The sequence below is a fragment of the Paraburkholderia sp. RHO2 genome, assembly GCF_050955445.1.
In the GTDB taxonomy this organism is placed as follows: Bacteria; Actinomycetota; Actinomycetes; order Mycobacteriales; family Mycobacteriaceae; genus Prescottella; species Prescottella agglutinans_A.
Window position 1 is genome coordinate 4763141 of sequence record NZ_CP162617.1, and the last position, 26746, is coordinate 4789886.

The window sequence follows — 26746 nt, forward strand, 5'->3', positions numbered from 1 at the left end:
AATCTCCAGTTGATCATGTGATTGTCAAGGTTCGGAGCACATTCCGATGACCATCGCGTTCCCGACGGGAATTCGCCCACCCCTTGCTTCCCGACCGAAGGTTCGGTTATTAATTGAATCCAGCACGCTACGAAGGAGACGAACGTGGTGCAAGCAATCCCGAGGCGCGGAGCCCGCATCCCACACGATCGTTCGGGCCGGGTCCTCGCCCGGCTTCCCTTGTCCAGCGAGGCGCCGTGAACACCCTGACGATCGACGACCGCGCGGACCGGATGGTGGTCACTCTCCATCGCCCGCAGCAACGCAACGCCATCAACGGCGAGATGATCTCGGAACTACACCGGGTGTGCGCGCTCCTCGAGAAAGCGCCGAAGCCGTTGGTGATCAGCGGATCCGGTGACCATTTCGCGGGTGGGGCCGACATCGCGGAACTGCGCGAGCGGGGACGTGACGAGGCGCTGGCGGGGATCAACCGCACGCTCTTCGACCGCGTCGCAGCGTTGCCGATGCCCACCGTTGCGGCAGTGAGCGGCTTCGCGCTCGGCGGCGGCGCGGAACTGGCGTACGCGTGCGACATCCGGGTCGCGACAGAAACTGCGGTGTTCGGGAACCCCGAGCCGGGCCTGGGCATCATGGCCGCCGCCGGCGCCAGCTATCGCCTGCAGGAACTCGTCGGCAGATCGGTCGCCAAGCAGGTGCTCCTCGCCGGCCGAAACCTCGACGCACCAGCGGCCCTGCATTGCGGGCTCGTGATCAGCGTCGTGCCCGCCGGCGAACACGTCGCCGCCGCGCACGACATCGTCGATCGCATCAATCGCTCCGCACCACTCGCGCTCAGGCTCAGCAAGCTGATCGCCGACGCACCGGGAAGCCATGCCTTCGCCGACGACATCGCCCAGGCGGTGTTGTTCGAGAGCCCGGACAAACACGACCGTATGACGGCCTTTCTGGAGAAGAAGAAATGACGAGCACGATCCCTGGCCACGTCGGTGTCGTCGGCGGCGGACGAATGGGCGCCGGCATCGCGCAGGTGTTCGCGACGCTCGGCTCCACCGTCACCATCGCCGAGAGTGGCGATCGACAGGCGGCACTGGCTCGGGTTTCGAACGGGCTGGACCGCGCCCACGAACGCGGAAAGATCGGCGAATCCGATCCGGCGACGGTGCTCGGACGCGTGTCGCTCGTCGACGCACCGGAAGAGCTGCCCGCCGGCCTCGATCTCGTGGTCGAGGCCGTCCCGGAGTCCGTGCAGCTCAAGCTCGGCGTGCTGGCCGTCGTGGAGAAGACCGTCGATCCGACGACGGTGATCGCGACCAACACCAGTTCCATCTCGATCGCCGATCTCGGTGCGGTGCTGGACGATCCCAGCCGATTGATCGGCATGCACTTCTTCAATCCGGTACCGGCGTCGACGCTCGTCGAGATCGTCCGGACTCCCGCGACCGACGCCGACGTCGTGGCACGGGTGTGCGAGTGGGTCTCCCAGCTCGGCAAGTCCCGGGTGCTGGTCAACGATTCGCCCGGGTTCGCCACGAGCAGACTCGGCGTCTGTCTCGGGCTCGAGGCGATCCGCATGCTCGAGGAGGGTGTCGCCGATGCCGAGTCCATCGATCGCGCAATGGAACTGGGATATCGACATCCCATGGGTCCGCTGCGTTCGACCGACCTCGTGGGCCTCGACGTTCGACTCGCCATCGCCGAGCACCTGACGGAGACGCTCGGCGAGCGCTTCCGGCCGCCCGCCCTCCTCCGCGAGAAGGTGGCGCGAGGCGAACTCGGACGCAAGTCGGGCCGAGGCTTCTTCACCTGGTCCTGAGGCGACACTCCGGACCGTATCCCACTGACAGGAGGCGTATTCCATGAGCGGCATCGAGACGGTCGGGCTGGCCACGAGTGCGGGCCTGGCGACGATCACCCTGCGCCGCGCCGGTGCATCCAACGCGCTCGATCGCGCAGTCAAGGAACAGTTGACGGCCGCAGTCGAGGCGGTGGCCGCCGACCGCACGGTGCGCGCGGTCCTCCTCGAGGCCGAGGGCAGGAACTTCTGCGTCGGTCAGGATCTCACCGAACATGCCGCGGGCCTGGCGGCGGACCCGGCACGGGCGATGGACACCGTCGGCGCGCACTACAACCCGTTGCTCACCGCCCTCGCCGCGGTGCGGGTACCGGTGGTCGTCGCGATCAACGGCGCGTGCGTGGGGGCGGGGCTGGGCATCGCGCTGGCAGGAGACATCCGCATCGCCGGGGAGAGCAGCAGGTTCGCCACCGCCTTCACCGGGATCGGGCTCGCGGGCGATTCCGGCTTGAGTCACACCCTGGTCGAGATGCTCGGACCGAGCCGTGCCACGGGCCTGCTGATGCTCGGCGACCGGTTCTCGGCGGCCCAGGCCCTCGAGTGGGGTCTGGTCCACCGGGTCGTGCCCGACGGCGAACTCGCCGATGCGGCCCGGGCGTTGGCCGGTGAGCTCGCAGCCGGACCGACCGCGGCCCACGTGCACGTGAAGCGCCTCGTGTCCGCGTCGTCCGCGGGCCTCGCCGAGGCGCTCGAGCGCGAACGCGAGGCGCAAGAAGACCTGGGCCGCTCGGCGGATCATCGTGCCGCGGTCGACGCCTTCCTCGCCAAACGCACACCGGCCTTCGAAGGCCGCTGACCGCGCCGCGCGAGCTTGTGCCGCGCATCACTTCCATGCATACTCACACCAACCGATCATTCGGTATCAGAGGCAGGACAAATGACCTCGTCCATCACAGAGAATGAGCTTCAGAGCCACTTCGAGGAGACCATCTCGGCCGACCTGAGAGTCGAGCCGCGAGACTGGATGCCCGAGGGTTACCGCAAGACCCTGATCCGGCAGATCGCGCAACACGCACACTCCGAGATCATCGGCATGCAACCCGAGGGCGCATGGCTGACTCGGGCGCCGTCGCTGCGCCGCAAGGCAATCCTGACGGCGAAGGTGCAGGACGAGGCGGGGCATGGCCTGTATCTGTACTCCGCTGCCGAAACACTCGGCGCCGACCGCGGCGACCTCACCGCGAAGCTGCTCGACGGGCGGCAGAAGTACTCGTCGATCTTCAACTACCCCACCCTGACCTTCGCCGATGTCGGAGTGATCGGCTGGCTCGTCGATGGTGCCGCGATCTGCAATCAGGTTCCGTTGTGTCGCAGTTCCTTCGGGCCGTACGCGCGGGCGATGATCCGGGTGTGCAAGGAGGAGTCCTTCCACCAGCGGCAGGGCTACGAGCTGCTCATGACGATGATGCGCGGCACCGACGCCCAACGCGAGATGGTGCAGGAGTCGGTCGACCGCTGGTGGTGGCCGGCGCTGATGATGTTCGGCCCGCCCGACGACCGATCACCGAACTCCGAGCAGTCGATGAAGTGGCGGATCAAACGGCACACGAACGACGAACTCCGTCAGCGGTTCGTCGACATGTCGGTGCCGCAGGCCGAAGCACTGGGCGTGACGTTTCCCGATCCGGATCTGAGATGGAACGCCGAGCGCGCCGCGTACGACTTCGGCGAGCCCGACTGGAGCGAGTTCATGCAGGTGATCAGCGGGAACGGCGCGTCCAGCGTCGAACGCATCGCCAATCGCCGGGCGGCACACGAGAACGGCACCTGGGTGCGTGAGGCCGCGACCGCCTTCGCCCGCCGCGCGAGCACGAAGGAGAACACACGATGAATGCAGCCGACCGAGCCACCAGTGCAGACTGGCCGCTGTACGAGGTATTCCTCCGCGGCAAGCGCGGACTCAATCACGTCCACGTCGGTTCGCTGCACGCCGCCGACGACGAGATGGCGCTCAGGCACGCCCGCGACGTGTACACCAGGCGCAACGAGGGCGTGAGTATCTGGGTGGTGCAGTCGAACTCGATCGTGGCGTCCAGTCCGTCCGAGAAGGATCCGTACTTCGCTCCGAGCGGCGACAAGGTCTACCGCCACCCCACCTTCTACGAAATCCCCGACAACGTTCCCCACATGTGATCCGGCCGGCTCGCGGCCGTCCAGAATTTTCGAGGATGCACGATGACCGACCACGACCATGCCTACGACGGCCTCGTCGACGAGGACAGCCACGGCCAGTGGGCTTTCGGCACCAGTTTCGACGACCCGCTGGCCGGCGTCGACACCACGGTCCCCGACGACGTCGACCTCTCGGCGCTGGCCACCTACTGCCTGATGCTCGGTGACGATGCGCTGATCAGTTCCCAGCGGCTGACCGAGTGGATCACGCGCGCACCGGAACTCGAGGAGGAGGTGGCTCTCGCCAACGTCGGTCTCGACCTGCTCGGCCAGGCGCGCCTCCTCCTGGCGCGGGCGGCTGCGGCCGATCCGGCCGTGGTGCCGCACGTCTCCGACACGGCACAGATTCCCGGCGAGGACGCGCTCGCCTTCTTCCGCGACGAGAACCAGTTTCGCAACGTCCGGCTCGCGGAGATGGACAACGGCGACTTCGCGCACACCGTGACACGTCTGCTGGTGTTCTCCACGTGGCGTCTCGCCCTCCTCGACCGGCTACGGGAGTCACGCGATCCGGTCCTGGCCGCTGTGGCCGCCAAAGGCGTGAAGGAACTGACCTACCACCGCGACTACGCCGCCCGGTGGGCCGTGACACTCGGTTGCGGCACAGCGGAATCGAAGGCGCGGATGCAATCGGCGCTCGACCGCGTCTGGCCGTACGTCGACGAGCTCTTCGTGTCGACCGGCGAGGAACGCGCACTCGCCGCGGTGGGTGTGGCCGTCGATCCCGGCGGACTGCGGGAAGAGTTCGACGCGGTTCTCACCCAGGTGTTGCACGCTGCCGAACTGGCCGCGCCGACCGGCCGCGTCGCCGGCACGGTAGGCGGACGCGCGGGCCGTCAGGGCCTGCACACCGAGGCGCTCGGACTGCTCTTGGCCGAGATGCAGGTGGTCGCCCGGGCACACCCGGAAGGCGTGTGGTGACATGTCCGCGTCCACACACGCCGAACTGCGCGTCCGCGATGCGCGGCGCATCGCGGAGTCGGTTCTCGACCCCGAGATGCCGATGCTGACCCTCGCGGATCTCGGTGTCCTGCGCGGTGTCGAGGTGGGAGCAGACGGTGCCGTCGTCGTGACGATCACCCCCACGTATTCGGGTTGCCCCGCCATGGCGACGATGCGCGACGACATCCAGCACCGTCTACAGCTCGCGGGCTTCCCGTCGGTGGAAGTCAGGACCACGCTCTCGCCTCCGTGGAGCACCGACTGGATCAGCGACGAGGGACGTCGGAAACTGCACGACAGCGGCTACTCCACGCCCGGCCCGGCGCCGCACCGCGGCGCGGGCCCGGTGGCGTTGACGCTGACCGCCGTGCCTCGGACGATCGAGTGCCCGCGGTGCGGCGGCGGCGACACCCGCCTCGACTCCGAATTCGGGGCGACACTGTGCAAGGCCCTCTACCGGTGCCTCGATTGCCTGGAGCCCTTCGATCATGTGAAAGAGATCTGAACATGGACACTGTGGACACCACGAAACCCGCTGTCTCGACGCGCAACAGGACCTTCCACACCCTCACGGTCGCAGATGTGGAGGCGCTGTGCGACGACGCCGCCGCCGTCACCTTCGAGATTCCTGCCGATCTTTCCGGGGAGTTCGCGTTCGGCGCCGGCCAATCCCTCACGCTCCGTCGCACCGTGGACGGCGTCGAGCACCGCCGCTCGTACTCCATCTGCGCCCCCATCGGTTCCAGCCCCCGTATCGGGGTCCGCGAGGTCGCCGACGGGCTCTTCTCGAACTGGTTGGTCCACCAGGTACGCCGGGGCGACAGGATCGATGTCCAGCCCCCTTCCGGATCGTTCGTCGCAGATCCCACCGCCGGTGGCCGGCACGTCCTGATCGCGGCGGGGTCCGGGATCACCCCGATGCTCTCGATCGCCGCGACGATGCTCGCCAACCCCGAAACCGAAGTCGTTCTCCTCTACGGGAACCGGCGCACACGTTCGGTGATGTTCGCCGAGGAGATCGCCGACCTCAAGGATCGGTACGGTGCACGCTTCCACGTCGTCCACGTTCTGTCTCGGGAGCCCCGCGAGGTGGACCTCTTCACCGGCCGTCTCGACGCCGATCGGCTCCGCGCGATCTTCGACGCCCTGGTGCCGATTGCCCGGGTCGATCACTTCTGGTTGTGCGGGCCGTACGGCATGGTCACCGATGCCGAGGCCGTACTCGGCGAGCTGGGCGTCGACCCGAAGCGTGTCCACCACGAACTGTTCTATGTCGACGACGTGCCCCCTCCCCCGGCACGCCACCGTGACGAGGGGGTCACCGGCCCGAGCAGCGAGGTCACCCTCGTCCTCGACGGACGCTCGACGACCGCGACGTTGCCGCGGGACGAGACGATCCTCGACGCAGCAGAGAAGTACCGGTCGGATCTGCCGTTCGCCTGCAAGGGCGGAGTATGCGGAACATGCCGCGCGAAGGTCACCCACGGTGACGTCGACATGCGGCGCAACTACGCGCTCGAGGACTACGAGGTCGATGCCGGCTTCGTCCTCACCTGCCAGAGCTATCCGGACAGCGACGACGTGACCGTCGACTTCGACGCCTGACCGCCCGGCCCCTTCACCACATCGACCCAGTCGCACCCGACCGCGCACCCGGAGACCACTATGACCAGCACCGTCACCCCGTCACAGGACATCGAATTCGCCACGCGCGATCGGATCTCGTCCCTGCAGCTCGAGCGCCTCCAGTGGTCGCTGCGCCACGCCTACGAGAACGTCCCGCACTACCGGAAAGCGTTCGACGACGCCGGGGTCCACCCCAGCGATCTGAAGGACCTCGACGACCTCGCGAAGTTCCCGTTCACCACGAAGGCAGATCTGCGGGACAACTACCCGTTCGGAATGTTCGCAGTGCCACAAGATCGCGTGTCACGTATTCACGCCTCGTCGGGAACGACGGGACGTCCCACCGTGGTCGGGTACACCGCGACGGACCTGGACCACTGGGCAGACCTGATCGCACGGAGCCTTCGCGCCGGTGGCGTGAAGCCATCCGACAAGGTCCACGTCGCGTACGGGTACGGATTGTTCACCGGTGGACTCGGCGCCCACTACGGGGCGGAAAGGCTGGGCTGCACGGTCATTCCGATGTCGGGAGGTATGACCGAGCGTCAGATCCAGCTGATCGAGGACTTCCGCCCGGATGCGATCATGGTCACCCCGTCGTACATGCTCACGATCGTCGACGCGATGCTCGCCCAGGGAGTCGACCCGGCCCGAACGTCGCTGCGCACGGGCGTGTTCGGGGCGGAGCCGTGGACCGAGGAGATGCGCGGCGAACTCGAGCAGCAGTTGGACATGGACGCCGTCGACATCTACGGCCTGTCGGAGGTCATGGGCCCCGGGGTAGCGATGGAGTGCGTGGAAACCAAGGACGGCCTTCATATCTGGGAGGACCACTTCTACCCGGAGGTGATCGATCCCGTCACCGGCGAGGTGCTGCCCGACGGCGAGGAGGGTGAGCTCGTCTTCACCTCGCTCACCAAGGAAGCGATGCCGATCATTCGTTACCGCACCCGTGACCTCACCCGACTGCTGCCGGGAACTGCGCGCACGATGCGCCGCATGCAGAAGGTGACCGGTCGAACCGACGACATGATCATCCTGCGTGGGGTCAATCTCTTTCCGACCCAGATCGAGGAGCTCATTCTCACGGTGCCGGGTCTGGCGCCCCAGTTCCAGTGCGTTCTCGACCGGCCCGGCCGCATGGATGAGCTGACCGTCCGCGTCGAGTCCCGGCCCGACGCCTCCACCGTCGAGAGCGAACCGCAGGCCGCCCGACTGCGACAGCTGGTGAAGGACCGCATCGGTGTCACCGTCGCCGTGGAGGTTCTGGTCCCGGGGAGTCTGGACCGATCGATCGGCAAAGCGCGTCGCCTGATCGACAACAGACCTTCCTGAAAGCGCCTGGGGCGCCTCGGATCCCATCCGAGGCGCCCCACTTCTTCCGGCACGCCCGTCACCGCGCAGCGACCGTCAGGCCCTCATCCCGTCGAACGTGAGCGCCACCACCGCGTCGGCGAGCTCGGACACCGATTCGCCCCCGCGCGGGCGGTACCACTCGATCAACGAGTTCACCATTCCGAACACCAGCCGGCTCGTGAGCGCGGGCGAGATGCCCGACCTGAGATCGCCCTCTTCGGCGGCGGCCACCACCAGGTCACTGACGAACGCATCGAATTCACGCCGGCGCGCGAGCGCACGTCGCTCGACTTCCGTGTTCCCGCGAACCCTGAGAAGCAATGTCACGTAGGGCAGCTCGGTCACGAGCACCTCGACGCTGCGTCGGACGAGGTACTCGAGTCGGTCGATGGACCGACCGCTGGTCACCTGCTCCTCGGTCGTGACCGCGAAGAGCGCGTTGAGCGCACGGGCCAGCGCGAGCTCGAGAAGTTCCGACTTGCCGGATACGTGGTGGTAGATCGAGGACTTCGTGATGCCGAGCCGCTGCGCGAGCGCCTCCATGCTGGTGCCGTCGTACCCCTTGTCGTTGAACACCTTCACCGCAACGGCAAGCAACGAGTCGAGATCGTACCCTGGTCGCCCAGGCGATCCCGCTCTTCGGACTGGACCTGCCGCTGCCATTTCGCGCGTTCCTTCCAGGACGTGGACACCCGCCGCAGAGCGTGCGGCTCGGCATCACCCTACCGAAGGTTCGGTAATCCCCGTGGCCCGGCCACGCGATCGGGAGGCTCCCCGGGTACGACAACGACCACTCCCCTCCACGCACAGCGCGCGGAGGGGAGTGGTCGAATGGGGGCGGGAAGCTACGGGAGCACCGCTCCGCCGTCCACGTGCAGAGACTGCCCGGTGACGTTGACCGCGTCGGCCGAGAGCAGGTACGCGACGGCACCGGCAACGTCCTCGACGGTCTGCGGGCGTTTCATCGGGATGAGCTGGTCGACCATCGCCCCGAAGATCTGCTCGGGCGCTACCCCGGCCAGCGTCGGGTCGTGCTCGGCGAGCCATCCGGCGGACTGCCGCCACATGTCGGTCCAGATCAGTCCGGGCAGAACAGCATTGACGCGAACAGCCGGGGCGAGGGCGCGGGCCAGAGAATTCGTCATCGCCAGCACTGCCGCCTTCGAGGAACCGTAGGCAGTCAACAACTCGTGCCCATTGCGAGCCGCGATCGACGAGAAGTTGACCACTGCCCCTTCCCTGCCCCGCGTGGCCAGTTCGGCTGCGAAGGCCTGGATTGCGAAGAAGACACCCCGAACGTTGACCGCATACGTCTTGTCCCAGGCATCCACGTCGAGAGTGTCGTACTGGAAGAACCCGCCGAGCCCCGCCACGTTGACGAGACCGTCGAGGTCGTCGTGCGCGAGGAAAGCGTGCGCCACGGTCTCCCGCAGCGCGTCCACGTCGCAGATGTCCACGACATGGGTGGTCACCGCGACTCCGCGCGAGGCGACCGCGGCGGCGGTCTCCGACAACCGCTCCTCGTCGATGTCGAGCAGGGCCAGACCCCGGCCTTCTGCGGACATCCGTTCGGCCACACCGCGGCCGAGCCCGCCGCCGGCACCCGTGACGAGGACTGCGCCCGCCATCTAGCGGCCCGTCCGAGCAGGCAGGTGGGCAACCGCGTCGTTCGCCGCGGCGAGGTCGTAGAGCAGGTCGTGCGTGATGACACCGGCGACCGTGCCGTCCTCGTGGTAGCCGACGATCGGACCGTGGAAGATGCCGAACATCAGGGACTCGACCTCCTGCTTGGGCAGGTGCACGATGCCGGCCGGTTCGTAGATGTAGTGGTTGGGGCCGATGGATTCGGCCTCGCCCTCGTACGCCCAGCGGCCGAAGATGTTGAACGCCTCCGCGGCGCCGCAATGCATGTGCAGCGGCGCCTGCGCGTTCTCCGCCACGTACAGCAGAATCGAGGCCGCACCCGTGGTCTCGTTGATGTTCAGAAGCTTGAAGGACGTGCCCGGCATCGGGAACGGGGTCCACGGGATATCGTCGCAGTTGTTGACCCGGGAAGCGAGACTGAGCGTCGGCCCGGTCACCGGCGAGCTCGCGCGAGCGAACACCTCTGCGACCGGGGCGTTGGACTGCGGGTCGATCTCGGGACCGGTCAGTTGCGGGCGGACCGGATCGACCACACGTGCATCGTCGTGGTGAGTGGCGTTGACAGACATCGGATTTCCTCCTGGATTCGGGGACCCACCCATGCTCCGATGTGGCGGCCGTCACGTCCATGACGTATTCTCGCCCGATCGTTAGACGAATACCTAAGGTCGTGCACGATGGATCTGAATCTACGGCTCGTGCGCTACTTCGTGACCGTCGCCGACGCCGGGACCTTCACGAAAGCAGCTGAGCAACTACACATTGCGACCCCGTCGCTGAGTCAACAGGTGCGCAAGCTCGAAGAGACGCTGGGCGTACTGCTACTCGAGCGCGACCACCGCGGAGCTCGTCTCACGGAAGCCGGTCAGGACTTCCTCGAGGAGAGCCGAGTGCTGTTGGTGGCCGCCGAATCTGCGGTGGGCGCGGCCCATCGCCACAAGCGCAGCTCGTCCGGGAAGGTACGCCTCGGATTCCTCGCCGGCGGCGCCGGGGAGCTGACGCGTCCGATCATCGACGAGTTCCATCGACGAGAACCCGAGGTGGAACTGGAACTGACACAACTGGCGTGGGGAGACGAGCTGTCGGCCTTGACCTCCGGTCGGGTCGACATGGTCGTCGCCCGCCCGCCTCTCGAATCGCACCCCCGACTACGCCGCGTCGTTCTGTTCGAGGAACCTCGCGTCCTGTTGATGGCACACGACCACCCGCTGGCCCGCCGACGGAAGCTACGAATCACCGACCTCGCCGACGTCGTTCAGGTGGACACCCGAGAGGGGACCCGAGACTGGCGCAACTGGTGGTCGATCGATCCACGGCCGGACGGCACACGTCCCACTTACGGCCCTATGGTGCACAGCGTCGAGGAGATGGTCCAGGTCGTCGCGACCACCGAAGCGGTTGCGATCACCGGCGCAGGCGTGGCCAGCCTGTTCCGGCGAGCGGACACCACCTCACGACCCATCGTGGACGCGGCACCGTCGACCGTCGAACTCGTCTTCCTGGCCTCGGACACTCCCCGCGCCGTCGAACGTTTCGTTGCGGTTGCGCTCGGGCTGAGTGCAGTCCTCGGCACCCGCTGATCCAGCGGGCAGCACCCCGTATCAGGGTTCACTCCGGCGGCGGACCCAGTGCTACTTGACGAAAGGCGTGACCGATCGCGTCCTGGAGCGTTGCCAACTCCGGCCTGCGGTTGCCTTCCAACGTGCACAGGGTGACCACGCTCGGGCTGATGTCGTCGATGGGCACGAAGCTGACCAGCGGGTGGCGGTAGTAGGTGGGCAGCGACTCCGGCGTGGTGGTGACCCCAGCGCCCGCGGCGACCGCTTCGAGGAGTTCTTCCACGGTCGACACGGCAAGACTCGGTTCGGCTCGGGTGCCGTCCGGCCGCGGGTTCACCATCCAGAAGTCGGTCCATTCCGGCGGCCCCCCGCTGCTGCTGATGAACGGCTCTGACGCGATCTCGGCGAACCGGATCGACTCCCGGGCGGCCAACGGGTGGTCGTGGGCAAGCACGGCCACCCGCCGCTCGGACAGAATTCGCCGGCGCCGGACGCCCTCGGCGGGAAACGGTTCCCGGACGAAGACTGCGTCGATGTCGCCGGCCAGCAGTGGCGCCAGTTGTTCGCTCCACTCGAGGTGGTGCAACTTCACGTGCAGATCCGGATCCGCGGTGCGGAGCCGATCCAGCACGGCAGTCGTGAGCAGACCGGCACCGGTTGCCATGAAGCCGATGTCGATGCTGCGACGGCCCAGGCGGACCGATTCACGCCACCGCAGAAGGGTCTCGTTGGCGGCGACGACTGCGCGTGCCTGCGGGATCAGCGCACGTCCGGCCTCGGTCAGCTCGACGTGTCGAGAGGTGCGTTCGAAGAGCGGGAAACGCAGGTCCTTCTCCAACCGGGACACCTGCTGACTGAGCGCCGGTCCAGTCATGTGGAGCAATGTGGCGGCGCGCCCGAAGTGCAGCTCGTCCGCCACGGCGAGGAAACATCGAAGGGCCTGCGGCGGGACATACATGCTTCACCTCGCACGCCATCGGTTGAGAATTGGGTGTCAGGCTAGCCGATTCGGCGGCTACCCGATCGCCTTGACGTGCATGTCCTGCGACGGATCGGTGGCGTAGTCGACGAGCTGGGTCTGCCCGACGGCGTCGTTGTCCCGCGCCATGTAGTAGTGCAGTCGAGCGTCGGCGACGACCGCGAGTCCGCCATCCGGCAGGTAGCCGGCGATCGGACCCTCGACCATGGCGAACATGACGCAGCCGTCCGGGGCGATCGGCGTGTGCACGGCACCGGCGACCTCGCAGGTGTACATGCCGGCCATGCCGGGGTCGTCCTCCTCGTAGTAGAACCCGCCTTCGAGTAGGTACGCCTGCACATTTCCCATATGCCAATGCGGAGTGGCAACAGTGCCGGGATCGACTTTCAGAATGAGCGTGAAAGCGCCGGACACGAGGTTGCAGTACAACAGCTTGAATTGCGTTCCCGGCATCAGCCAGTCGGTCCACGGAATGTCGTCGGGGTTGACGAATTCCTTTCTTGCACCCTTCGGCGTGACACCGGGGTTGGTCATCCAGAATGTCGGCCCGAGGTTCGAGGCAGCGGTCATGATTTTCTCCTGGTTATTTCGTGTGAGAGGTACTTCGGATCCGTCAGTCGACCGCGGTCATGTCGACGAGGATCTTGATGGCGGTCTGGTCCCGGAGCGGGCCGAATCCGTCGGTGATGAGGTCCTCGAACGCGATCGTCTCCACCCAACTGTCCAGCGGATACGCCCCGCGATCCATGAACTCGATGGCCTCCGGGTAGTCGCGGCAGTATGCAATGGAGCCGACGATCTCGCACTCGCTGAACAGGATCTCGGTCGGATTGAACTCGACCGGCTGCTGGTGCACCGCGACGACCACGACTCGGCCGTGTCCGGCGGTCGAGCGGACCGCATTCAGGAAGGTGGCTGGCACGCCGGCGGTCTCGAAAGACCTCGCGACACCGGCTCCGTCGGTGCTCGCGCGCAATTCCGCGACGACATCCGTCTCCCGGGGATCGATGACCTTCGTCGCTCCGACCGCCTCGATGGCGGCGCGCCGTGCCTCAGACGGCTCGATCACGGTGATGTCCTCGATGCCCTTGGCGCGCAACGCCAGGAACACTCCGATGCCGATGGGGCCGGCCCCGTGGACCGCGACGCTGTCGCCCGGAGCGACATTGCCACGGTGCACGGCGTGCAGGGCCACGGCGAGGGGTTCGATCAACGCTCCCTCACGGGTGCTCATCCCGTCAGGAAGGCGATAGACGTGATCGGCGTCGACGACGGCGTACTGTCCGAGTCCGCCCCCGCCCGCCCAGCTGTAGCCGACTGCGGCGATGCTGCTGCAGAGGTTGTACGAGCCGGCCAGACAGGCCGCGCATCGCCGACAGTTGACGGTCGGTTCTACCGCCACAGCGTCGCCGACCGACAACCCGTCGATGCCCGAACCCATCGCTACGATCTCGCCGGAGAACTCGTGACCGAGGACGACGGGGACGGTCACTCCGGTCAGTGGATGCGGCGTGACCGGCGCCATCATGGGCGCGTGGTAGTACTCGTGGAGATCGCTTCCGCACAGGCCGTTGAAATGAACGCGAACTTTTACCTGACCCGGACCTGCAATAGGTTCCGGGATATCTTCGAAACGAATATCCCCAACTCCGTGGTAGCGCGCTGCCTTCATTCTTGACACTCCTGTGCTCGAGACTCGAATAGGTTGCGACGTGATGCAGACAACAATCGCACCGGTTTCTCGGGGAAGTCCAGGTACTTTCTGCCACGGATCGATAAGCCGCGCTTACCGATCGGAAGGAGTGCGTCCTCGGTCCGCAGATGAGTCGACAGCGCTCGATGCACGCTCGTCACGAGGCGCGGACGCCACCTGCAGGCGCTCACGCGGTGTGAGCGAGGTCACTTCCGGTTGCGGAATGGCGGGGGCGGTGCCACCGTTGTCACCACTGTCTTTGAAGTTTCAACTACTTTCCTCTGGGAGCAGACATGACCACCGCCGCCACCGCCCTTCCGAACCTCACCGCCGGCACCTGGGCCATCGACCCCACCCACTCGACCGTCGGATTCGTGGTCCGGCATCTCGTGGTGAGCAAGGTCCGTGGCACGTTCAACGACTTCACCGGTGCCATCACGGTTGCCGAGGACGGCACCCCGTCCGTGCAGGCCGAGATCCAGGTCGCGTCCATCGACACCAACAACGAGCAGCGCGACGGCCACATCAAGTCGGCCGACTTCTTCGACGTCGAGCAGTTCCCCACGGCCAAGTTCGTCTCCACCGCTGTCCGCCCGGCCGGCTCGAACTTCGTCGTCGAGGGCGAGTTCACGCTGCACGGTGTGACCAAGCCGGTGGAGCTGGCGCTCGAGTTCCTGGGCGTCAACCCGGGCATGGGCAACGGCCCGGTCGCCGGTTTCGAGGCCACCACCACCATCAACCGCAAGGACTTCGGCATCAGCATCGAGATGCCGCTCGAGGGTGGCGGCGCCGTCGTCGGCGACAAGATCACCATCAACCTCGAGATCGAGGCCGGCCTCCAGGCCTGATCCGGTCTCGCACCGACAGCGCACCCGCTGCGGCCACCTCCCCCGGCCGCAGCGGGGGCCGTGTCACATCGTCAGCTGTGCCGGTCGTTGATTCGATAGGTGACGCGGAGTTGCTGGGGTCCGCGGTCGATGCGGATCTCCGCGATGTCGGATGGGATGAGCGCGGTGTCGTGCAATACCGGTGTGCCGTCCTCTGTCACGTTCGTCCGGCGGCTGATCATCGCCGGGCTTCGCCTCGGCCGCGCTAGGAGTTCGGCTTCGACGGCACCGAGCGTAGTGACGGTGATCGACTCGTCCGCCGAGGCGACCGGATAACCATGTTGCGCGAGAACCTGATAGAGCGATGTGTCGGCCAGTTCGTCCGGCGAGATCCCCACACTCCTCGGAATATAGGAGTACTGCAGTACGGAGGGATGCGTGTCGATCACGCGGTGGCGAGTGATCACGAGCACCTGCTCGTCCGGCCCGAGGTTCAGTGCCTGGGCGGCCTCGGATGGCGGGACCTCCACTGCTGACGCCAGGATGTGCGTCTCGACGTTGGCGCCCTGCGCCCTGAGGTCGTCTGCGAATCCCGACAGATGGAGCAGGTTGTAGGTGTACCGCTTGGCCGCCGGGAAGGTTCCGGCGCCCGGACGCATCTCGATGAGCCCGTCGTTTTCGAGCATCTGCAGCGCCTGCCGGAGGGTCATGATGGTGACTCCGTAGGACGCCGCGAGTTCACGCTGCGAGGGTAAGGCGTCCTCGGACTGCCATTCGCCGGTGTCGATTCTGGCCCGCAGATCGTCGTAGATCCCCAGGTACTTGGGCAATCGGGAGTGCCTGGTCACGGAATTGCTGCCTCGTCGAGTCGTTGACGGAAACCTTGGACGGCTTCCATGATCGCGGTAGCGGTCACACCGTCGAGTACCGGGTCCATCAGCGCCGAGGCAACGACGACGCCGTCGGAATGCCGGGCAGCCCGCGCCGCCCGCTCGGGTGAGTCGACTCCGAATCCGATCACGACCGGCGGCCCGTCCTCCGATCGGAGGCGGCGGGCGGACTCCCACCCGCCCTCGCCCTTGCTCCCATTCGGCCCCGTCGGCGCCATTGCGCCCATCGCATAGACGAATCCGCCACTAGCCCGGGCGATGTCCCGCGCAGTGTCCGCCGAAGTCGACGGGGCCGCCATCAGCACCGGGGCCACGCCCACGGTGCGGGCCGCGGTCAGGTACTCAGCCGATTCCTCGAAAGGCAGATCCGCGACGATGGATCCACTGACGCCTGCTGCAGCGATCGCACTCAGGTAGTTTGGAACACCGCGCGAGACCAGATGGTTGGTGTAGGTCATAGCGATCAACGGCGCGGACACGGCCGGGAGTTCGTCGAGGATGCGCTCCACCAGGGCACCCCGCTCCAGAGCCGCGAGGGACGCGCGCTGGATGATCGGCCCGTCCAGCATCGGGTCCGAGAACGGGAGACCGATCTCGACGGCGTCGGCGCCTCCGTCGATCGTGGCCTGCACGAGGTCGGCCCAGTCCCCGCGGACACCGCCCATGACGTATCCGATCAAACACTTGGAGCCGCCATCGCGGATCTTGCGGAGCGTCGTCTCAAGCACGTTCACGGTCGAGTCTCCTGACTTGTTCGGCATCCTTGTCGCCGCGGCCAGACACCGTGACCAGGACAGTGGAGTCGGGGGCGAACTGCCCCTCGCCGGCGGCCTGTACGACCCACGCGAGCGCGTGCGCCGACTCCAGGGCAGGGAAGATGCCTTCGAGTCGCGCAAGTTGTCCGGCCGCGTCCAGGACCTGTCCGTCGGTGACCGTCACGTAGTCCGCGCGACCGAGTTCGGCCAGATGGGCATGTTCGGGCCCCAACCCCGGGTAGTCGAGACCGGCAGCGACGGAATGCGCTTCGAGCACCTGCCCGGCACCGTCCTGCAGATACAACGACATCGCGCCGTGCAGGACACCCACAGCGCCGTTGGTGGCGCCGGCGCCGCCCGCACCCTCGACACCGACGAGCCGCGCGGGTGACGACGCGAACCCGGCGAAGGTTCCCGCCGCGTTGGATCCGCCACCGACACACGCGACGACGACGTCGGGTGCACCGCCGTCGAGCAGTCGGGCACACTGCGCCGCCGCCTCGATCCCGATCACGGACTGGAACTCGCGAACGATCCACGGGTAGGGGTGCGGCCCGAGCACCGAGCCCAAGCAGTAGCGGCTGTCGTCCGCCCGGGTGACCCAGTGCCGAAACGCCTCGCTGGTGGCATCTTTCAGCGTCCGGGCGCCGGAGCGAACCGGGATTACCTCCGCGCCCAGCGTTTCCATCCGGTAGACGTTGAGTTCTTGTCGGGCCATGTCGACCTCGCCCATGTACACGGTGCACTTCATGCCGAGCAGGGCAGCGGCCGTTGCCGTGGCGACACCGTGCTGACCGGCACCCGTCTCCGCCATGAGTTCATGCTTGCCCATCCTGCGGGCCAGAAGTGCCTGCCCCAGCGCATTGTTGAGTTTGTGGCTGCCGGTGTGATTGAGGTCCTCACGCTTGAGCAGAACGCGGGTGCCAAGCGCCTCGGACAGCCGCAGCGCTCGCGTGACGGGTGTCGGCCGTCCGCAGTACTCGGCCAGGAGTCGGCTCAGTTCCGCCCGGAAGTCCAGATCCGCCCAGGCATCCCTGAATCCGGCCTCCACCTCCCGGCATGCCGGCGCGAGTGCCTCCGGGACGTAACGCCCGCCGAATCGGCCGAACCTGCCGGACAGCCCGGGGTCGCCCATCGGTGACATGGCCCCACCACCCTACTTTCGGTCGTTCTAGTGTTCTAGTGTTCTAGAACAGTAGCAAATCCTTCGGGTTCCGGAGACCCGAACCAACACGCCAGGTGGTCGACGAGATCCGCCCGATCGTCCCCGACCCACGCCACGTGCCCGTCCGGACGCAGCAGCACGGCCGGTGCGTCCAGCTCGGCGTCGGCATCGACGACGTGGTCGACCCGATCCGCCCAGCCCGCCACCGACAGTCCGCCCGTGCGGTCGAGCAGCAGGCCGCGGCCGCCGTGCATCAGTTCGTAGAGGCGGCCGTGCCCCCACTGCAGGTCCCGCATCCTCCGACCGAGCAGTTCGTGTCCGTCCCCGAAGTCGTAGCGGACCCTGATTGCGGTGATCTTCTCGATCAGGTACCGGTTCACATCGTCGAACTCGATCAGCTCCGCGAGCAGGCGTCGCACCGCCTGGGCGCCGGGCTCGAGGGACAACAGCTCCATCTGCGCGCGGGTGTTGTCCAGGACCGCAGCGGCCACCGGATGTCGCTCACGGTGGTAGCTGTCGAGCAGTCCTTCCGGCGCCCACCCGCCCACCGCGGCGGCCAGCTTCCAGCCGAGGTTGAACGCGTCCTGGATACCGAGGTTCAGGCCCTGCCCGCCGGTCGGCGGGTGGATGTGCGCCGCGTCGCCGGCGAGCAGCACCCGGTCACAGCGGTAGCGCTCGGCCAGACGGGTGGCGTCGCCGAAGCGGGAGAGCCAGCGCGGTGAATGCACGCCGAAGTCGGTGCCGGCGACCGCGCGCAGTTGCGTCTCGAAGTCCGCGAGCGTCGGCGGGGTGTCGCCGTCCTCGGTGACCCCGGCGGCGGGAACGATGACTCGGTGGATCCCGTCGCCGAGCGGCATGACCCCGAACCGCTTGTGCGTCTTGCGAACTTCGGCCACCACGGCAGTGACCGTCGCCGCGGGCGCGGCCACTTCCATCTCGCCCAGCAGCGTCTCGACCCGGGTCGGCTCGCCGGGAAAGCCGACGCCGAGCAGTTTGCGCACCGTGCTGCGGCCGCCGTCACAGCCGACGAGGTAGCTCGCACGCAGACTCGTCCCGTCGGCCAGCAGGGCGGTCACCCCGTCCTCGTCCTGGCTCAGCCCCACCAGTTCGCAGCCGCGACGGATCTCGGCACCGAGCTCGAAGGCCCGCTCGGTCAGGATGCGGTCGGTGACGGGCTGCGGAATGCCGAGGACGTAGGAGTGGGCGGTGTCCAAACCATCGGGCCACTTGTCGCTCAGTCCCGCGAAGAACCCGCCGACGGTGAACTGCTTGCCGACCGCGAGAAACCGTTCCAGTAGACCGCGCTGGTCCATGATCTCGATACTGCGCACGTGCAGTCCGAGCGCGCGGACGAACGCGGGCGGCTCCGTCTGCTTCTCCAGGACGAGCGTGTGCACGCCGTGCAGCCGCAGCTCGGAGGCCAGCATCAGGCCGGTCGGGCCACCCCCTGCAATGATCACGTCGAACATGAATCTCCTCCACCGATCTCGTTCTCGGCGGACGATTCTGCGACACGACCCGGGCCTTGCCGCAAGGCCCCCACTGCGTTATACGTTGAAAGTGGAGGGGATTCGCTACGACCCGAGGCTTCCGGTCGGCAGCGACAGCGATCCGGCCCCGGAGGGCTGCGGCGGTTGCGGCAGCAGCGTCAGGTCGCCGGTGGCGGCCACTACCACGGCCGGCTGGCTCACGCTCTCCGATCCGTTCTCGACGTGCCCCATCCATCGACGCCGGAAGGCGGGGTCCTCGCCGAGGGTGAGGGCCGCGTCGTACCAACCGTGCTGCGACGGCACGGTCCACGACCGTGCAGCACCGGCCGCGAGCGTCGCCGGGTCCCCGGCCAACTCGGCCGTGACGGCGTCGGACCCGTGGTTGGCCACGGTCACCCGCACCGTCCGACTCGCCGCGTCGACCGTCGTGTCCACCCGTACGGCCGCTCCAGGGCCGGTCGTCGATCCCGCGAACTCGCGACGGAAACCGTTGGGGCCGAGGATCGTCAGGTCGTAGCGCTCCCCAGGTACGGCCACGGTGTCGGCCAGGTCGCCGAGCACGTCGTAGTGCCGCGGCAGCGCGAACTCCCCCGCGTACGGGTACAGCGCCAGGTGGGCGCTCGCGGCCCCCGCGTTGCGCATCCGCACCGCCAGCACGCGGGTTCCGGTGTCGAACGAGACGTCCGCGTCCGGCTGATAGGGCAGTGCGCGTGCGGGACGGGTTCCGCTCTCCTGCACCGGCATCCGCTGCTGCTCCGGCGGCGCGGGCTTCCAGCGCGGGGTCAGCGGCGGCGCCGGCTGCGGCTGGGTGAGCTGCGGCCGGGCTCGTGGGGTGGCGAAGTCGAACGTCGACGTCAGATCGCCCACGACGGTGCGCCGCCACCCACTGATCTCCGGCTGGGTGAACCCGAACCGCTTCTCCAGGAACCGGGTGACCGAGGTGTGGTCGAACACCTGCGAGCACACGTAGCCACCCACGGTCCACGGCGAGATCACCGTCATCGGCACCCGCGGCCCCAGGCCGAGCGGCTCGTCACCGACGTACTCGTCGACGACGTCCCGCGGCGGCAGCGGCGGCGGCATGTGGTCGTAGTAGCCGTCGTTCTCGTCGAAGTTGAGGAAAATGGCTGTCTTCGACCAGATTTCGGGATCGGACGCGACGGCGTCCAGGATCTTGTAGACCAGTGTCGCGCTCGCCGCCGGCGACGACTCCATCGGGTGCTCGGAGTCCGACGAGGACGGGACGATGTACGAGACCTGCGGCAGCGCCCGTGCTTCGATGTCGGCACGGAACGCGTCGGCGAGTGTACCCGGCCGCTCGCGGCGCAGTGCGCGGTCGTAGAGCCGCCGGTCCGGCCCGTCGAGCCGCTGGACGCCCTCGTCGAGTGCGAGCAACAGCGTGTTCTGGATGTCCGCCGGCAGCAGCGGCAGCGCCGTGTAGAACGCTGCCAGCGTCGTGAACTGGTACGGCACCAGTTCCGGGTGCCCGAGCAGCGCGTGGACCACCTGCTTGAACCGGACGAAGTATTCGAGGTTGTTGTCGGTGAAGTTGTCCCACTCCTGGTAGACCCGCCAGCTCACCCCGGCGGTCTCGAGCCGCTCGGCGACGGTGGTCCACGTGTAACCGGGGTGCCACGGCATGTACGCATCGTTGGTGACCACCCGCGAGCCGTCCGGTTCGAAGCCGGTGTAACCGGTGAACCAGTAGTTCCGGTTCGGGGACGTCGACGTGGGCACCGAGCAGTGGTACGCATCACACACCGTGAACGCCTCGGCGAGTTCGAACTGGAACGGGATGTCCTGCCGGTCGTAGTGCGCCATCGTCGCGGCCGTCTTAGCCGGGATCCAGCCGTCGTGCCAGCCGCCGGCGACCGCAGCCTGCCCGCCGACCCACTCGTGATCGAGTGAGTCGACGTTCTGCCTGTCCATCCGCTGCGCGCTCGCGGCCTCCCGGATCGGGTACGGCACGACGACCGATTCCCGGTCCGGCTGCTCGTACACGGTCCGGCCGGTGCGCAGCGTCAGCGCATTGGGGTCGCCGAATCCCCGCACGCCGCGGAGCGTCCCGAAGTAGTGGTCGAAGGCGCGGTTCTCCTGCATCAGCAGCACGACGTGTTCGATCGAGTCGAGCCCGCCCGGCGGCACCGGCGAGGCGAGCGCGGCCTGCAGCGACGGCGGCAGGAGCGATCCGACGGCGGCTGCTCCCACCGCACCCGCACCGAGTGCCATGAACCGGCGTCGGGACATCTCGTACGTCACACTGCGCTCCTCACAGTCGAGTCGCTCACGAATGCGCGGAGGGTATCGAAGGCGCGCGCGGTCCGGAGGCGGATTCCGCACATCGACCTGCGGACGATGAGTTTCGAGTGCACGCCCGGTCTGTACCGCAAAGGCTCCACGCATCGGGCGCGGAGCGACCAACCGAACGGAGCGCGCCATGACCACCGCAGCCCCCCACACCCGCACCGCCCCGACCGCCGCCGTGTCGCCGCGGGCCCGACTCGTCGGGCGCGTCGTCACCGGCCTCGTGGTCGCCTTCCTGCTGTTCGACGCCGGCATCCACCTCGCGAACATCGAACCGGTCCGCGATTCGATGGCGGAGTACGGCTTTCCCGACTACGCGCCGTACATCATGGGTGTGGTGATGCTGGGGTGCCTGGCGCTGTACCTCGTGCCGGTCACGTCGATCCTCGGGGCCGTGCTGCTCACCGGCTATCTCGGCGGGGCGGTCGCGTGCAACATCCTCACCGAGCAGCCGCTGCTGTCGACGATCCTCTCCCCCGTCTACGTCGGCATCTTCGTCTGGGGCGGGCTGTACCTGCGCGACGCCCGGGTCCGCGCGATCATGCCGCTCGTCGCGACTGATCCGGCGCGTCGACGCCCCGCGGCGGGTGCGGCATAGTCTGGTCGTCGTGAAGAAGTACCTGCCCGCCGCCGTAGTCGACATCCTGCTGATCCTTGCTTTCGCCGCGGCGGGCCGGAGCAGCCACGAGGAGGCCGCGAGCATCACCGGTCTGCTGACCACGGCGTGGCCCTTCCTGACCGGCCTCGCGGCGGGCTGGCTCATCACGTCAGGGCTCTACCGCGACAAGTTCGACCCGCGACTGGTGGTTCCGACCGGTGTCGTCGTGTGGGCCTCGAGCCTCGCGCTCGGAATGCTGATCCGGGTGCTCGTCGGCCAGGGCACCGCGTTCTCCTTTATCCTGGTCGCGGCGTCGTTCCTCGCCCTGTTCCTCATCGGATGGCGGGCGTTGTATCAGACCCTCCGGTCGCGTCGGCCCCTCGCCTGACGTTCCCACCCCCTATCGCTACACCTGCAGCGGGCCGCTGCCCGCTGCCTGCACGACACGACAGTCCCCGGAGTACCCATGAGTTCGCGAGTCGAACAACTGCCCGTCACACCTTCTTCCGACCGCGGCTTCTTCGGGCAGCCGTTCGCGCTGGCGAACCTGTTCGGGGTGGAGATGTGGGAACGCTTCTCGTTCTACGGCATGCAGGGCATCCTGCTGTACTACCTGTACTACACCGCCGAGCAGGGCGGACTCGGCCTGGACGTGGTGGCCGCCACGAGCATCGTCGGCGCGTACGGCGGCACCGTCTACCTGTCGACCATCGTCGGCGCGTGGGTAGCGGACCGGCTGCTCGGTTCCGAACGCACCCTCTTCTACAGCGCGTGCCTGGTCATGCTCGGCCACATCTGCCTCGCGCTGATTCCGGGCCTGGCCGGGGTGGGCGTCGGTCTGATCATGATCGCGTTCGGCAGCGGCGGGTTGAAGGCGAACGCCACCTCCCTGGTCGGTGACCTGTATGCACCGGACGACCAGCGACGCGACGCGGGCTTCTCCATCTTCTACATGGGCATCAACCTCGGCGGCCTGCTCGGTCCGTTGCTCACCGGGTGGGCACAGAAGAACTGGGGCTTCCACGTGGGCTTCGGGCTGGCTGCGATCGGAATGGCGCTGGGCCTGATCCAGTACACCCTGGGCCGACGCCGCCTGAACGGGGTCGGCTCGCGTGTGCCCAACCCGCTGCCGGCCGCAGACCGGCCGCGCATCGTGGTGTTGGCTGCCGTCGCCGTCGTCGTGGTCGCCGCGCTGGCACTGACCGGCGTGATCACCGCCGACCATCTGTCCACGATCGTCGTCACACTGACGGTCATCGCCGCGATCGCATACTTCGCGGTCATCCTCACCAGCAGTCGGATCACCGCGCAGGAGCGGAGCCGGGTGCTCGCGTTCATCCCGATGTTCATTGCGAGCGCGGTCTTCTGGTCGCTGTTCCAGCAGCAGTTCACGACGGTCGCGATCTACGCCGACGAGCGCCTCGACCGCAACCTGTTCGGGTGGGACTTCCCGCCCACGTGGGTGCAGTCGATCAACCCGGTGTTCATCATCATCTTCGCCGGTGTGTTCGCGGCCGCGTGGACGAAACTCGGCAAGCGCCAGCCATCGTCGCCGATGAAGTTCGCGCTCGGCACCGGCATCATGGGCGTCGCGTTCCTGTGCTTCATTCCGATGTCCGGCGGCGGCGCCAACAGCGCCCCGCTGCTCGGTCTCGCCGGCATCCTGCTGCTGTTCACGTTCGCCGAACTGCTGCTCTCGCCGGTGGGCCTGTCACTGTCGACCAAGCTGGCGCCGGCCGCCTTCCACACCCAGATGGTGGCGCTGTTCTTCCTGTCCATCGCTCTGGGGTCGAGCCTCGCGGGCACGCTGTCGGGCTACTACAGCCCCGACCACGAGGTGTCGTACTTCGCGACCGTCGGCCTGGCCTCCATCGGCATCGGCGTCGTGATTGCCGTGCTGTCACCGTGGATCCGACGACTCATGCGCGGGGTGCACTGACCGCGAATCACTTCCCCAGGGTCTAGTTTCGATGACCATGACGAATTCTGTGGATCTGGGCGGCGGCTTCGGCGCGCTCATCAGCCTCGAGATGGTCGACTCCGACCGCACCGGCGCGCGCAGTGTCTGCCGGCTCGAGGTCGAGCCCAAGCACCTCAATCCGCACGGTGTGCTCCACGGCGGCGTCATGTACTCCATGGCGGACCACGGCATGGGTGCGGCGGTGTACACGGTGCTCGGCGAGGGCGAGTCCTGCGCCACGATCGAGGTGAAGATCGTCTATCTCTCCGCGGTTCGCGGGGGTGTCGTGGAGTGCGAGTCACGGGTGATCAACCGGGGTAAGCGTGTCGTCACGCTGGAATCCGAGATCCGCACGGCGGACCGTCTGGTCGCGAAGGCGTTGGGGACCTTCGCCGTGTTCCCGGTATCCGGCACCCGCTGACGACGGTCAGCCGGTGCCGGATTCCGGGGAGCCGCTTCCGACGAGAGGTCAGCGCTGCGGGCAGTTGCTCGGTGCCGCGGCACCGGCGAACCGGTCGGCGGCCCACGCCGGGAACCGTTCGGCGGCCTCGGGAACCACGGTCTCGTGTTCGAGCCCGGGGAACTCGTTGTACTGCGATGCCGCCCCGGACGCGCAGATGGCGGTCTGCTCCCGCGACGTCAACGCCGCGGGCGTGGTCTTGTCGTCCGACCCCTGGTAGATGACGAACGGCATCGAGCCCGCGGGCCGGAAGTCGTCGACGGCGGTGAAGGCCTTCCACCAACCGCCGTCCGGCGCCATCGCGCCCGGCTCGTAGGCGTTGCGCACCGACGCGGCGGTGCTCCAGACGTCGAAGCATCCGTCGCTGAGCACCGGCAGCTGCTCCATCGCCTCGTCGGTGAGGAAGTCGCCGTATCGCAGGTCCGGATATCCCGCCTTGATGCCCGGCAACGTCGAGATGACGTAGCCCGCGAGCTCCGGGCTCTGCATCGAGTTGAGGGTCAGCTCGCGAATCCTCACGGCCGGTGCGACGAGTCCCGCGCCAACACCGTCGAATTCGGGCGCGTAGGTCTGCGCGATCGACTCGACGTGCATCGTGGTCTGGCCGCCCTGCGACCAGCCGTACTCGACGAACCGGTTCGAAGCGTCGATCTCCGGAAGGTTGTGCACGGCCCGCAGCATGTCCAGGGAGGCCCGGGCATTGACCTGGCCGGACATGTAGTACGACGGGCCGGGCAGACCCTGGCCGGGGTAGTCGCTCATGGCGACGACATACCCCTGGTCGAGCAGTGCCGCGATTCCCGGGACGCGGGACTGCTCCCCCTCCCCCAGACTGCGCCGGGACGGCGCGCAGTTGTCGGCCAGGCCGGTGGTCTCGTGATTCCACAGCACCATGTCACGGGGCGACTTGGCCTTGCCCTTCGGGACGTAGACCTCACCGGACACGTACTTCTTCACGCCCGGCTGGATCTCGGAGACGTAGACGACGTTCCAGGCCTGACTGCCATCCGGTGCATCGGATCGAGGCTGGACCCAATGGACGTCGCCCGGCTTCGCGTCGGCCGGCGGCTGCTCGGCGACGTCCCAGAACGTCGTGCCGGTCGGCCCCGCGGTGGCGGACAACGAGATCGGCGCGGCCGCCGACGCGTCCGCACTGCCACAGGCGGTGAGTGCCAGTGCCGCCGCCGAAGCGGTGATGACGGCCTTCACCGTCACCGATGGTGCGCGTCGCGCTGTAATCGACATGTAGTTCTCCCTTTCCATGCGAGTCGTCAGCGGGATGGTGCCCACGACATCGTCACCGGTCACCCGTGGAACAGGTGCCGGGCGATGACGATCCGCTGAATCTGGTTGGTTCCCTCGTAGATCTGGGTGATCTTGGCGTCACGCATCATCCGCTCCACCGGATAGTCCTTGACATACCCTGCGCCACCGAGGATTTGAACGGCGTCCGTGGTGACCGCCATGGCCGTGTCGGACGCGAAGCACTTGGCCATGGCGCCCGACGCGCCGATGTCACGGTGCCCGCGGTCGCACGCGATCGCGGCGGACCACGTCAGCAGACGAGACGCCCGCACCTTCGTCGCCATGTCCGCCGCCATGAACTGGATGCCCTGGAACTGCGCGATCGGGGAGCCGAACTGCTCGCGTTCGGCCGCGTAGGCGACGGCCGCGTCGAGGGCTCCCTGGGCGATGCCGACGGCCTGCGCCGCCACGGCGGTCCGGGTCCGGTCGAGGGTCCCGAGCGCGATGCGCAGCCCCGACCCCGGCTCCCCGATCAGCCGGTCACGGGGCACGAACACGTCCTCGAAGGTGATCTCCCGGGTCGGGGAGCCCTTCAGGCCCATCTTCCGTTCCGGGGCACCGAAGACGATCCCCTCGTCGGTGCCCTCGACCACGAACGCGGAGATGCCCTTGGCGCCCGCGGCCGGGTCGGTCGACGCGAAGACGACGTAGACGTCGGCGCGGCCGGCGTTGGTGATCCACCGCTTGGTGCCCTTGAGGAGCCAGCCACCGTCCACCGGCCGGGCCCGAACCTTCATGCTCGCGACGTCGCTGCCGGCCTCCGGTTCGCTCAACGCGAATGCCCCGAGATGCTCGCCGGACGCGATCGCCGGCAGGTACCGCCTCTTGAGGTCCTCCGAACCGGCGAGCAGCAGCGGGATGGCGAAAAGTTCGTTGGCGCCGGCGACCTGCTGCGTGGTCGCGCAGGCGCGGGCGATCTCCTCGGCCACGATCGCCGAGGCCAGGTGGTCGCCGCCCTGCCCGCCGTACGCGTCGGGGATGCCGATCGCGTGCAGACCGGTGGCCGTCAACGCCGCCAGCGATCGCTCCGGGAACTCCCCCGATTCGTCGACGGCGGAGGCGTGCGGTGCCACCTCGCGGTCGGCCACGTCGGCGGCCACCTCGCGAAGCGCGCGGTGCTCGTCGCCCAGGAGCCATTCGGCCTCGGCGGACGTCTTCACGACAGC

The 26746-nt window shown here is 67.6% G+C and carries 28 protein-coding genes; 15 read left to right on the plus strand and 13 right to left on the minus strand.

Annotated features, from left to right (window positions below; all coding sequences use genetic code 11):
• Positions 1 to 236 precede the first annotated feature (236 nt).
• The 9 genes from ABTV10_RS22170 to paaK all read left to right on the plus strand — a co-directional run bounded on the left by ABTV10_RS22170 (position 237) and on the right by paaK (position 7930).
• Positions 237 to 965, plus strand: coding sequence for an enoyl-CoA hydratase/isomerase family protein (locus ABTV10_RS22170; RefSeq protein WP_499030492.1), 729 nt, complete (start codon positions 237 to 239; stop codon positions 963 to 965).
• Positions 962 to 1816 (plus strand): 3-hydroxyacyl-CoA dehydrogenase family protein, encoded by an 855-nt coding sequence (locus ABTV10_RS22175; RefSeq protein WP_499030494.1) that lies wholly within the window; start codon positions 962 to 964, stop codon positions 1814 to 1816. Before ABTV10_RS22170 ends, ABTV10_RS22175 begins: the two co-directional genes overlap by 4 nt.
• Positions 1817 to 1859: 43 nt before the next feature.
• Positions 1860 to 2651 (plus strand): enoyl-CoA hydratase-related protein, encoded by a 792-nt coding sequence (locus tag ABTV10_RS22180; RefSeq protein ID WP_499030496.1) that lies wholly within the window; start codon positions 1860 to 1862, stop codon positions 2649 to 2651.
• An 81-nt stretch (positions 2652 to 2732) separates the two neighbouring features.
• Entirely contained in the window at positions 2733 to 3686 is a 954-nt protein-coding gene (gene paaA / locus ABTV10_RS22185) for a 1,2-phenylacetyl-CoA epoxidase subunit PaaA (protein WP_499030498.1), read from the plus strand.
• The gene (paaB, locus tag ABTV10_RS22190) at positions 3683 to 3988 is read left to right on the plus strand and encodes a 1,2-phenylacetyl-CoA epoxidase subunit PaaB (RefSeq protein WP_499030500.1); all 306 of its coding nucleotides are present in this window, start codon (positions 3683 to 3685) and stop codon (positions 3986 to 3988) included. Before paaA ends, paaB begins: the two co-directional genes overlap by 4 nt.
• 42 nt (positions 3989 to 4030) lie before the next feature.
• Positions 4031 to 4948, plus strand: coding sequence for a 1,2-phenylacetyl-CoA epoxidase subunit PaaC (paaC, locus tag ABTV10_RS22195; RefSeq protein ID WP_433607602.1), 918 nt, complete (start codon positions 4031 to 4033; stop codon positions 4946 to 4948).
• 1 nt (position 4949) lies between these two features.
• Entirely contained in the window at positions 4950 to 5474 is a 525-nt protein-coding gene (gene paaD, locus ABTV10_RS22200; RefSeq protein WP_499030502.1) for a 1,2-phenylacetyl-CoA epoxidase subunit PaaD, read from the plus strand.
• 2 nt (positions 5475 to 5476) lie between these two features.
• Positions 5477 to 6574 (plus strand): 1,2-phenylacetyl-CoA epoxidase subunit PaaE, encoded by a 1098-nt coding sequence (paaE, locus tag ABTV10_RS22205; protein WP_499030504.1) that lies wholly within the window; start codon positions 5477 to 5479, stop codon positions 6572 to 6574.
• Positions 6575 to 6634: 60 nt separating this feature from the next.
• Positions 6635 to 7930 (plus strand): phenylacetate--CoA ligase PaaK, encoded by a 1296-nt coding sequence (gene paaK, locus ABTV10_RS22210; protein ID WP_433607608.1) that lies wholly within the window; start codon positions 6635 to 6637, stop codon positions 7928 to 7930.
• 75 nt (positions 7931 to 8005) lie between these two features.
• On the opposite strand, the gene ABTV10_RS22215 is transcribed toward paaK, so the two are convergent.
• The 3 genes from ABTV10_RS22215 to ABTV10_RS22225 all read right to left on the minus strand — a co-directional run bounded on the left by ABTV10_RS22215 (position 8006) and on the right by ABTV10_RS22225 (position 10164).
• Positions 8006 to 8548 carry a TetR/AcrR family transcriptional regulator gene (locus ABTV10_RS22215; RefSeq protein WP_499030506.1) on the minus strand — a complete coding sequence of 181 codons (543 nt, stop codon included), beginning with the start codon at positions 8546 to 8548 and terminating at the stop codon, positions 8006 to 8008.
• A 248-nt stretch (positions 8549 to 8796) separates the two neighbouring features.
• Positions 8797 to 9579, minus strand: a complete 783-nt coding sequence (locus ABTV10_RS22220) for an SDR family NAD(P)-dependent oxidoreductase (RefSeq protein ID WP_433607612.1) — start codon at positions 9577 to 9579, stop codon at positions 8797 to 8799.
• Positions 9580 to 10164: a cupin domain-containing protein gene (locus tag ABTV10_RS22225; RefSeq protein ID WP_433607614.1), complete on the minus strand. Its 585-nt coding sequence runs from the start codon at positions 10162 to 10164 to the stop codon at positions 9580 to 9582.
• A gap of 108 nt (positions 10165 to 10272) precedes the next feature.
• Here ABTV10_RS22225 and ABTV10_RS22230 point away from each other — a divergent pair, with 108 nt between their 5' ends.
• Positions 10273 to 11175, plus strand: a complete 903-nt coding sequence (locus ABTV10_RS22230; RefSeq protein WP_433607616.1) for a LysR family transcriptional regulator — start codon at positions 10273 to 10275, stop codon at positions 11173 to 11175.
• Positions 11176 to 11203: 28 nt separating this feature from the next.
• On the opposite strand, the gene ABTV10_RS22235 is transcribed toward ABTV10_RS22230, so the two are convergent.
• From ABTV10_RS22235 to ABTV10_RS22245, 3 genes are read right to left on the minus strand one after another with little or no spacing between them, the layout of a single operon-like run.
• Positions 11204 to 12112, minus strand: coding sequence for a LysR family transcriptional regulator (locus ABTV10_RS22235; protein ID WP_433607618.1), 909 nt, complete (start codon positions 12110 to 12112; stop codon positions 11204 to 11206).
• Between the two features lie 57 nt (positions 12113 to 12169).
• Positions 12170 to 12703, minus strand: a complete 534-nt coding sequence (locus ABTV10_RS22240; protein WP_499030511.1) for a 2,4'-dihydroxyacetophenone dioxygenase family protein — start codon at positions 12701 to 12703, stop codon at positions 12170 to 12172.
• A 43-nt stretch (positions 12704 to 12746) separates the two neighbouring features.
• Positions 12747 to 13805 carry a 2,3-butanediol dehydrogenase gene (locus tag ABTV10_RS22245; protein ID WP_499030514.1) on the minus strand — a complete coding sequence of 353 codons (1059 nt, stop codon included), beginning with the start codon at positions 13803 to 13805 and terminating at the stop codon, positions 12747 to 12749.
• A gap of 314 nt (positions 13806 to 14119) precedes the next feature.
• Between ABTV10_RS22245 and ABTV10_RS22250 the strand changes: the two genes are divergently transcribed.
• A complete protein-coding gene (locus ABTV10_RS22250; protein WP_433607624.1) occupies positions 14120 to 14674 on the plus strand; it encodes a YceI family protein in 555 nt (184 codons plus the stop codon).
• Positions 14675 to 14745: 71 nt separating this feature from the next.
• Here the strand turns inward: ABTV10_RS22250 and ABTV10_RS22255 are convergent, their stop codons facing one another.
• The 5 genes from ABTV10_RS22255 to ABTV10_RS22275 form a co-directional block, all read right to left on the minus strand.
• Positions 14746 to 15501, minus strand: a complete 756-nt coding sequence (locus ABTV10_RS22255; protein WP_499030517.1) for a GntR family transcriptional regulator — start codon at positions 15499 to 15501, stop codon at positions 14746 to 14748.
• Positions 15498 to 16277 (minus strand): tryptophan synthase subunit alpha, encoded by a 780-nt coding sequence (gene trpA / locus ABTV10_RS22260; RefSeq protein WP_499030520.1) that lies wholly within the window; start codon positions 16275 to 16277, stop codon positions 15498 to 15500. Before trpA ends, ABTV10_RS22255 begins: the two co-directional genes overlap by 4 nt.
• Entirely contained in the window at positions 16264 to 17442 is a 1179-nt protein-coding gene (gene trpB, locus ABTV10_RS22265; RefSeq protein ID WP_499030523.1) for a tryptophan synthase subunit beta, read from the minus strand. Before trpB ends, trpA begins: the two co-directional genes overlap by 14 nt.
• Positions 17443 to 17477: 35 nt before the next feature.
• Positions 17478 to 18932 carry a rifampin monooxygenase gene (rox, locus tag ABTV10_RS22270; RefSeq protein ID WP_499030525.1) on the minus strand — a complete coding sequence of 485 codons (1455 nt, stop codon included), beginning with the start codon at positions 18930 to 18932 and terminating at the stop codon, positions 17478 to 17480.
• A gap of 105 nt (positions 18933 to 19037) precedes the next feature.
• Positions 19038 to 21212: a phosphocholine-specific phospholipase C gene (locus tag ABTV10_RS22275; RefSeq protein ID WP_499030527.1), complete on the minus strand. Its 2175-nt coding sequence runs from the start codon at positions 21210 to 21212 to the stop codon at positions 19038 to 19040.
• A gap of 178 nt (positions 21213 to 21390) precedes the next feature.
• Between ABTV10_RS22275 and ABTV10_RS22280 the strand changes: the two genes are divergently transcribed.
• The 4 genes from ABTV10_RS22280 to ABTV10_RS22295 all read left to right on the plus strand — a co-directional run bounded on the left by ABTV10_RS22280 (position 21391) and on the right by ABTV10_RS22295 (position 24236).
• Complete coding sequence (locus tag ABTV10_RS22280; RefSeq protein ID WP_499030530.1) at positions 21391 to 21855, plus strand: DoxX family protein; 465 nt, start codon at positions 21391 to 21393, stop codon at positions 21853 to 21855.
• 10 nt (positions 21856 to 21865) lie between these two features.
• Positions 21866 to 22243, plus strand: a complete 378-nt coding sequence (locus tag ABTV10_RS22285) for a DUF3054 domain-containing protein (RefSeq protein ID WP_499030532.1) — start codon at positions 21866 to 21868, stop codon at positions 22241 to 22243.
• A gap of 78 nt (positions 22244 to 22321) precedes the next feature.
• Positions 22322 to 23794 (plus strand): peptide MFS transporter, encoded by a 1473-nt coding sequence (locus tag ABTV10_RS22290; RefSeq protein WP_499030534.1) that lies wholly within the window; start codon positions 22322 to 22324, stop codon positions 23792 to 23794.
• Between the two features lie 37 nt (positions 23795 to 23831).
• Positions 23832 to 24236 (plus strand): PaaI family thioesterase, encoded by a 405-nt coding sequence (locus tag ABTV10_RS22295; RefSeq protein ID WP_499030536.1) that lies wholly within the window; start codon positions 23832 to 23834, stop codon positions 24234 to 24236.
• A gap of 48 nt (positions 24237 to 24284) precedes the next feature.
• On the opposite strand, the gene ABTV10_RS22300 is transcribed toward ABTV10_RS22295, so the two are convergent.
• Both ABTV10_RS22300 and ABTV10_RS22305 read right to left on the minus strand, forming a co-directional pair.
• On the minus strand, positions 24285 to 25520 hold the full coding sequence (locus tag ABTV10_RS22300; protein ID WP_499030538.1) for a lipase family protein: 1236 nt from the start codon (positions 25518 to 25520) through the stop codon (positions 24285 to 24287).
• A gap of 59 nt (positions 25521 to 25579) precedes the next feature.
• Positions 25580 to 26740 carry an acyl-CoA dehydrogenase family protein gene (locus ABTV10_RS22305; protein ID WP_433607647.1) on the minus strand — a complete coding sequence of 387 codons (1161 nt, stop codon included), beginning with the start codon at positions 26738 to 26740 and terminating at the stop codon, positions 25580 to 25582.
• Positions 26741 to 26746 lie beyond the last annotated feature (6 nt).

What these genes read in the sequence shown, in the direction of transcription:
- ABTV10_RS22175 (WP_499030494.1), top strand. Translation starts at nt 962, where the DNA reads ATGACGAGCACGATCCCTGGCCACGTCGGTGTCGTCGGCGGCGGACGA.
- ABTV10_RS22180 (WP_499030496.1), top strand. Translation starts at nt 1,860, where the DNA reads ATGAGCGGCATCGAGACGGTCGGGCTGGCCACGAGTGCGGGCCTGGCG.
- paaA (WP_499030498.1), top strand. Translation starts at nt 2,733, where the DNA reads ATGACCTCGTCCATCACAGAGAATGAGCTTCAGAGCCACTTCGAGGAG.
- paaB (WP_499030500.1), top strand. Translation starts at nt 3,683, where the DNA reads ATGAATGCAGCCGACCGAGCCACCAGTGCAGACTGGCCGCTGTACGAG.
- paaC (WP_433607602.1), top strand. Translation starts at nt 4,031, where the DNA reads ATGACCGACCACGACCATGCCTACGACGGCCTCGTCGACGAGGACAGC.
- paaD (WP_499030502.1), top strand. Translation starts at nt 4,950, where the DNA reads ATGTCCGCGTCCACACACGCCGAACTGCGCGTCCGCGATGCGCGGCGC.
- paaE (WP_499030504.1), top strand. Translation starts at nt 5,477, where the DNA reads ATGGACACTGTGGACACCACGAAACCCGCTGTCTCGACGCGCAACAGG.
- paaK (WP_433607608.1), top strand. Translation starts at nt 6,635, where the DNA reads ATGACCAGCACCGTCACCCCGTCACAGGACATCGAATTCGCCACGCGC.
- ABTV10_RS22220 (WP_433607612.1), bottom strand. Translation starts at nt 9,579, where the DNA reads ATGGCGGGCGCAGTCCTCGTCACGGGTGCCGGCGGCGGGCTCGGCCGC.
- ABTV10_RS22225 (WP_433607614.1), bottom strand. Translation starts at nt 10,164, where the DNA reads ATGTCTGTCAACGCCACTCACCACGACGATGCACGTGTGGTCGATCCG.
- ABTV10_RS22230 (WP_433607616.1), top strand. Translation starts at nt 10,273, where the DNA reads ATGGATCTGAATCTACGGCTCGTGCGCTACTTCGTGACCGTCGCCGAC.
- ABTV10_RS22235 (WP_433607618.1), bottom strand. Translation starts at nt 12,112, where the DNA reads ATGTATGTCCCGCCGCAGGCCCTTCGATGTTTCCTCGCCGTGGCGGAC.
- ABTV10_RS22240 (WP_499030511.1), bottom strand. Translation starts at nt 12,703, where the DNA reads ATGACCGCTGCCTCGAACCTCGGGCCGACATTCTGGATGACCAACCCC.
- ABTV10_RS22245 (WP_499030514.1), bottom strand. Translation starts at nt 13,805, where the DNA reads ATGAAGGCAGCGCGCTACCACGGAGTTGGGGATATTCGTTTCGAAGAT.
- ABTV10_RS22250 (WP_433607624.1), top strand. Translation starts at nt 14,120, where the DNA reads ATGACCACCGCCGCCACCGCCCTTCCGAACCTCACCGCCGGCACCTGG.
- trpB (WP_499030523.1), bottom strand. Translation starts at nt 17,442, where the DNA reads ATGTCACCGATGGGCGACCCCGGGCTGTCCGGCAGGTTCGGCCGATTC.
- rox (WP_499030525.1), bottom strand. Translation starts at nt 18,932, where the DNA reads ATGTTCGACGTGATCATTGCAGGGGGTGGCCCGACCGGCCTGATGCTG.
- ABTV10_RS22280 (WP_499030530.1), top strand. Translation starts at nt 21,391, where the DNA reads ATGACCACCGCAGCCCCCCACACCCGCACCGCCCCGACCGCCGCCGTG.
- ABTV10_RS22290 (WP_499030534.1), top strand. Translation starts at nt 22,322, where the DNA reads ATGAGTTCGCGAGTCGAACAACTGCCCGTCACACCTTCTTCCGACCGC.
- ABTV10_RS22295 (WP_499030536.1), top strand. Translation starts at nt 23,832, where the DNA reads ATGACGAATTCTGTGGATCTGGGCGGCGGCTTCGGCGCGCTCATCAGC.
- ABTV10_RS22300 (WP_499030538.1), bottom strand. Translation starts at nt 25,520, where the DNA reads ATGTCGATTACAGCGCGACGCGCACCATCGGTGACGGTGAAGGCCGTC.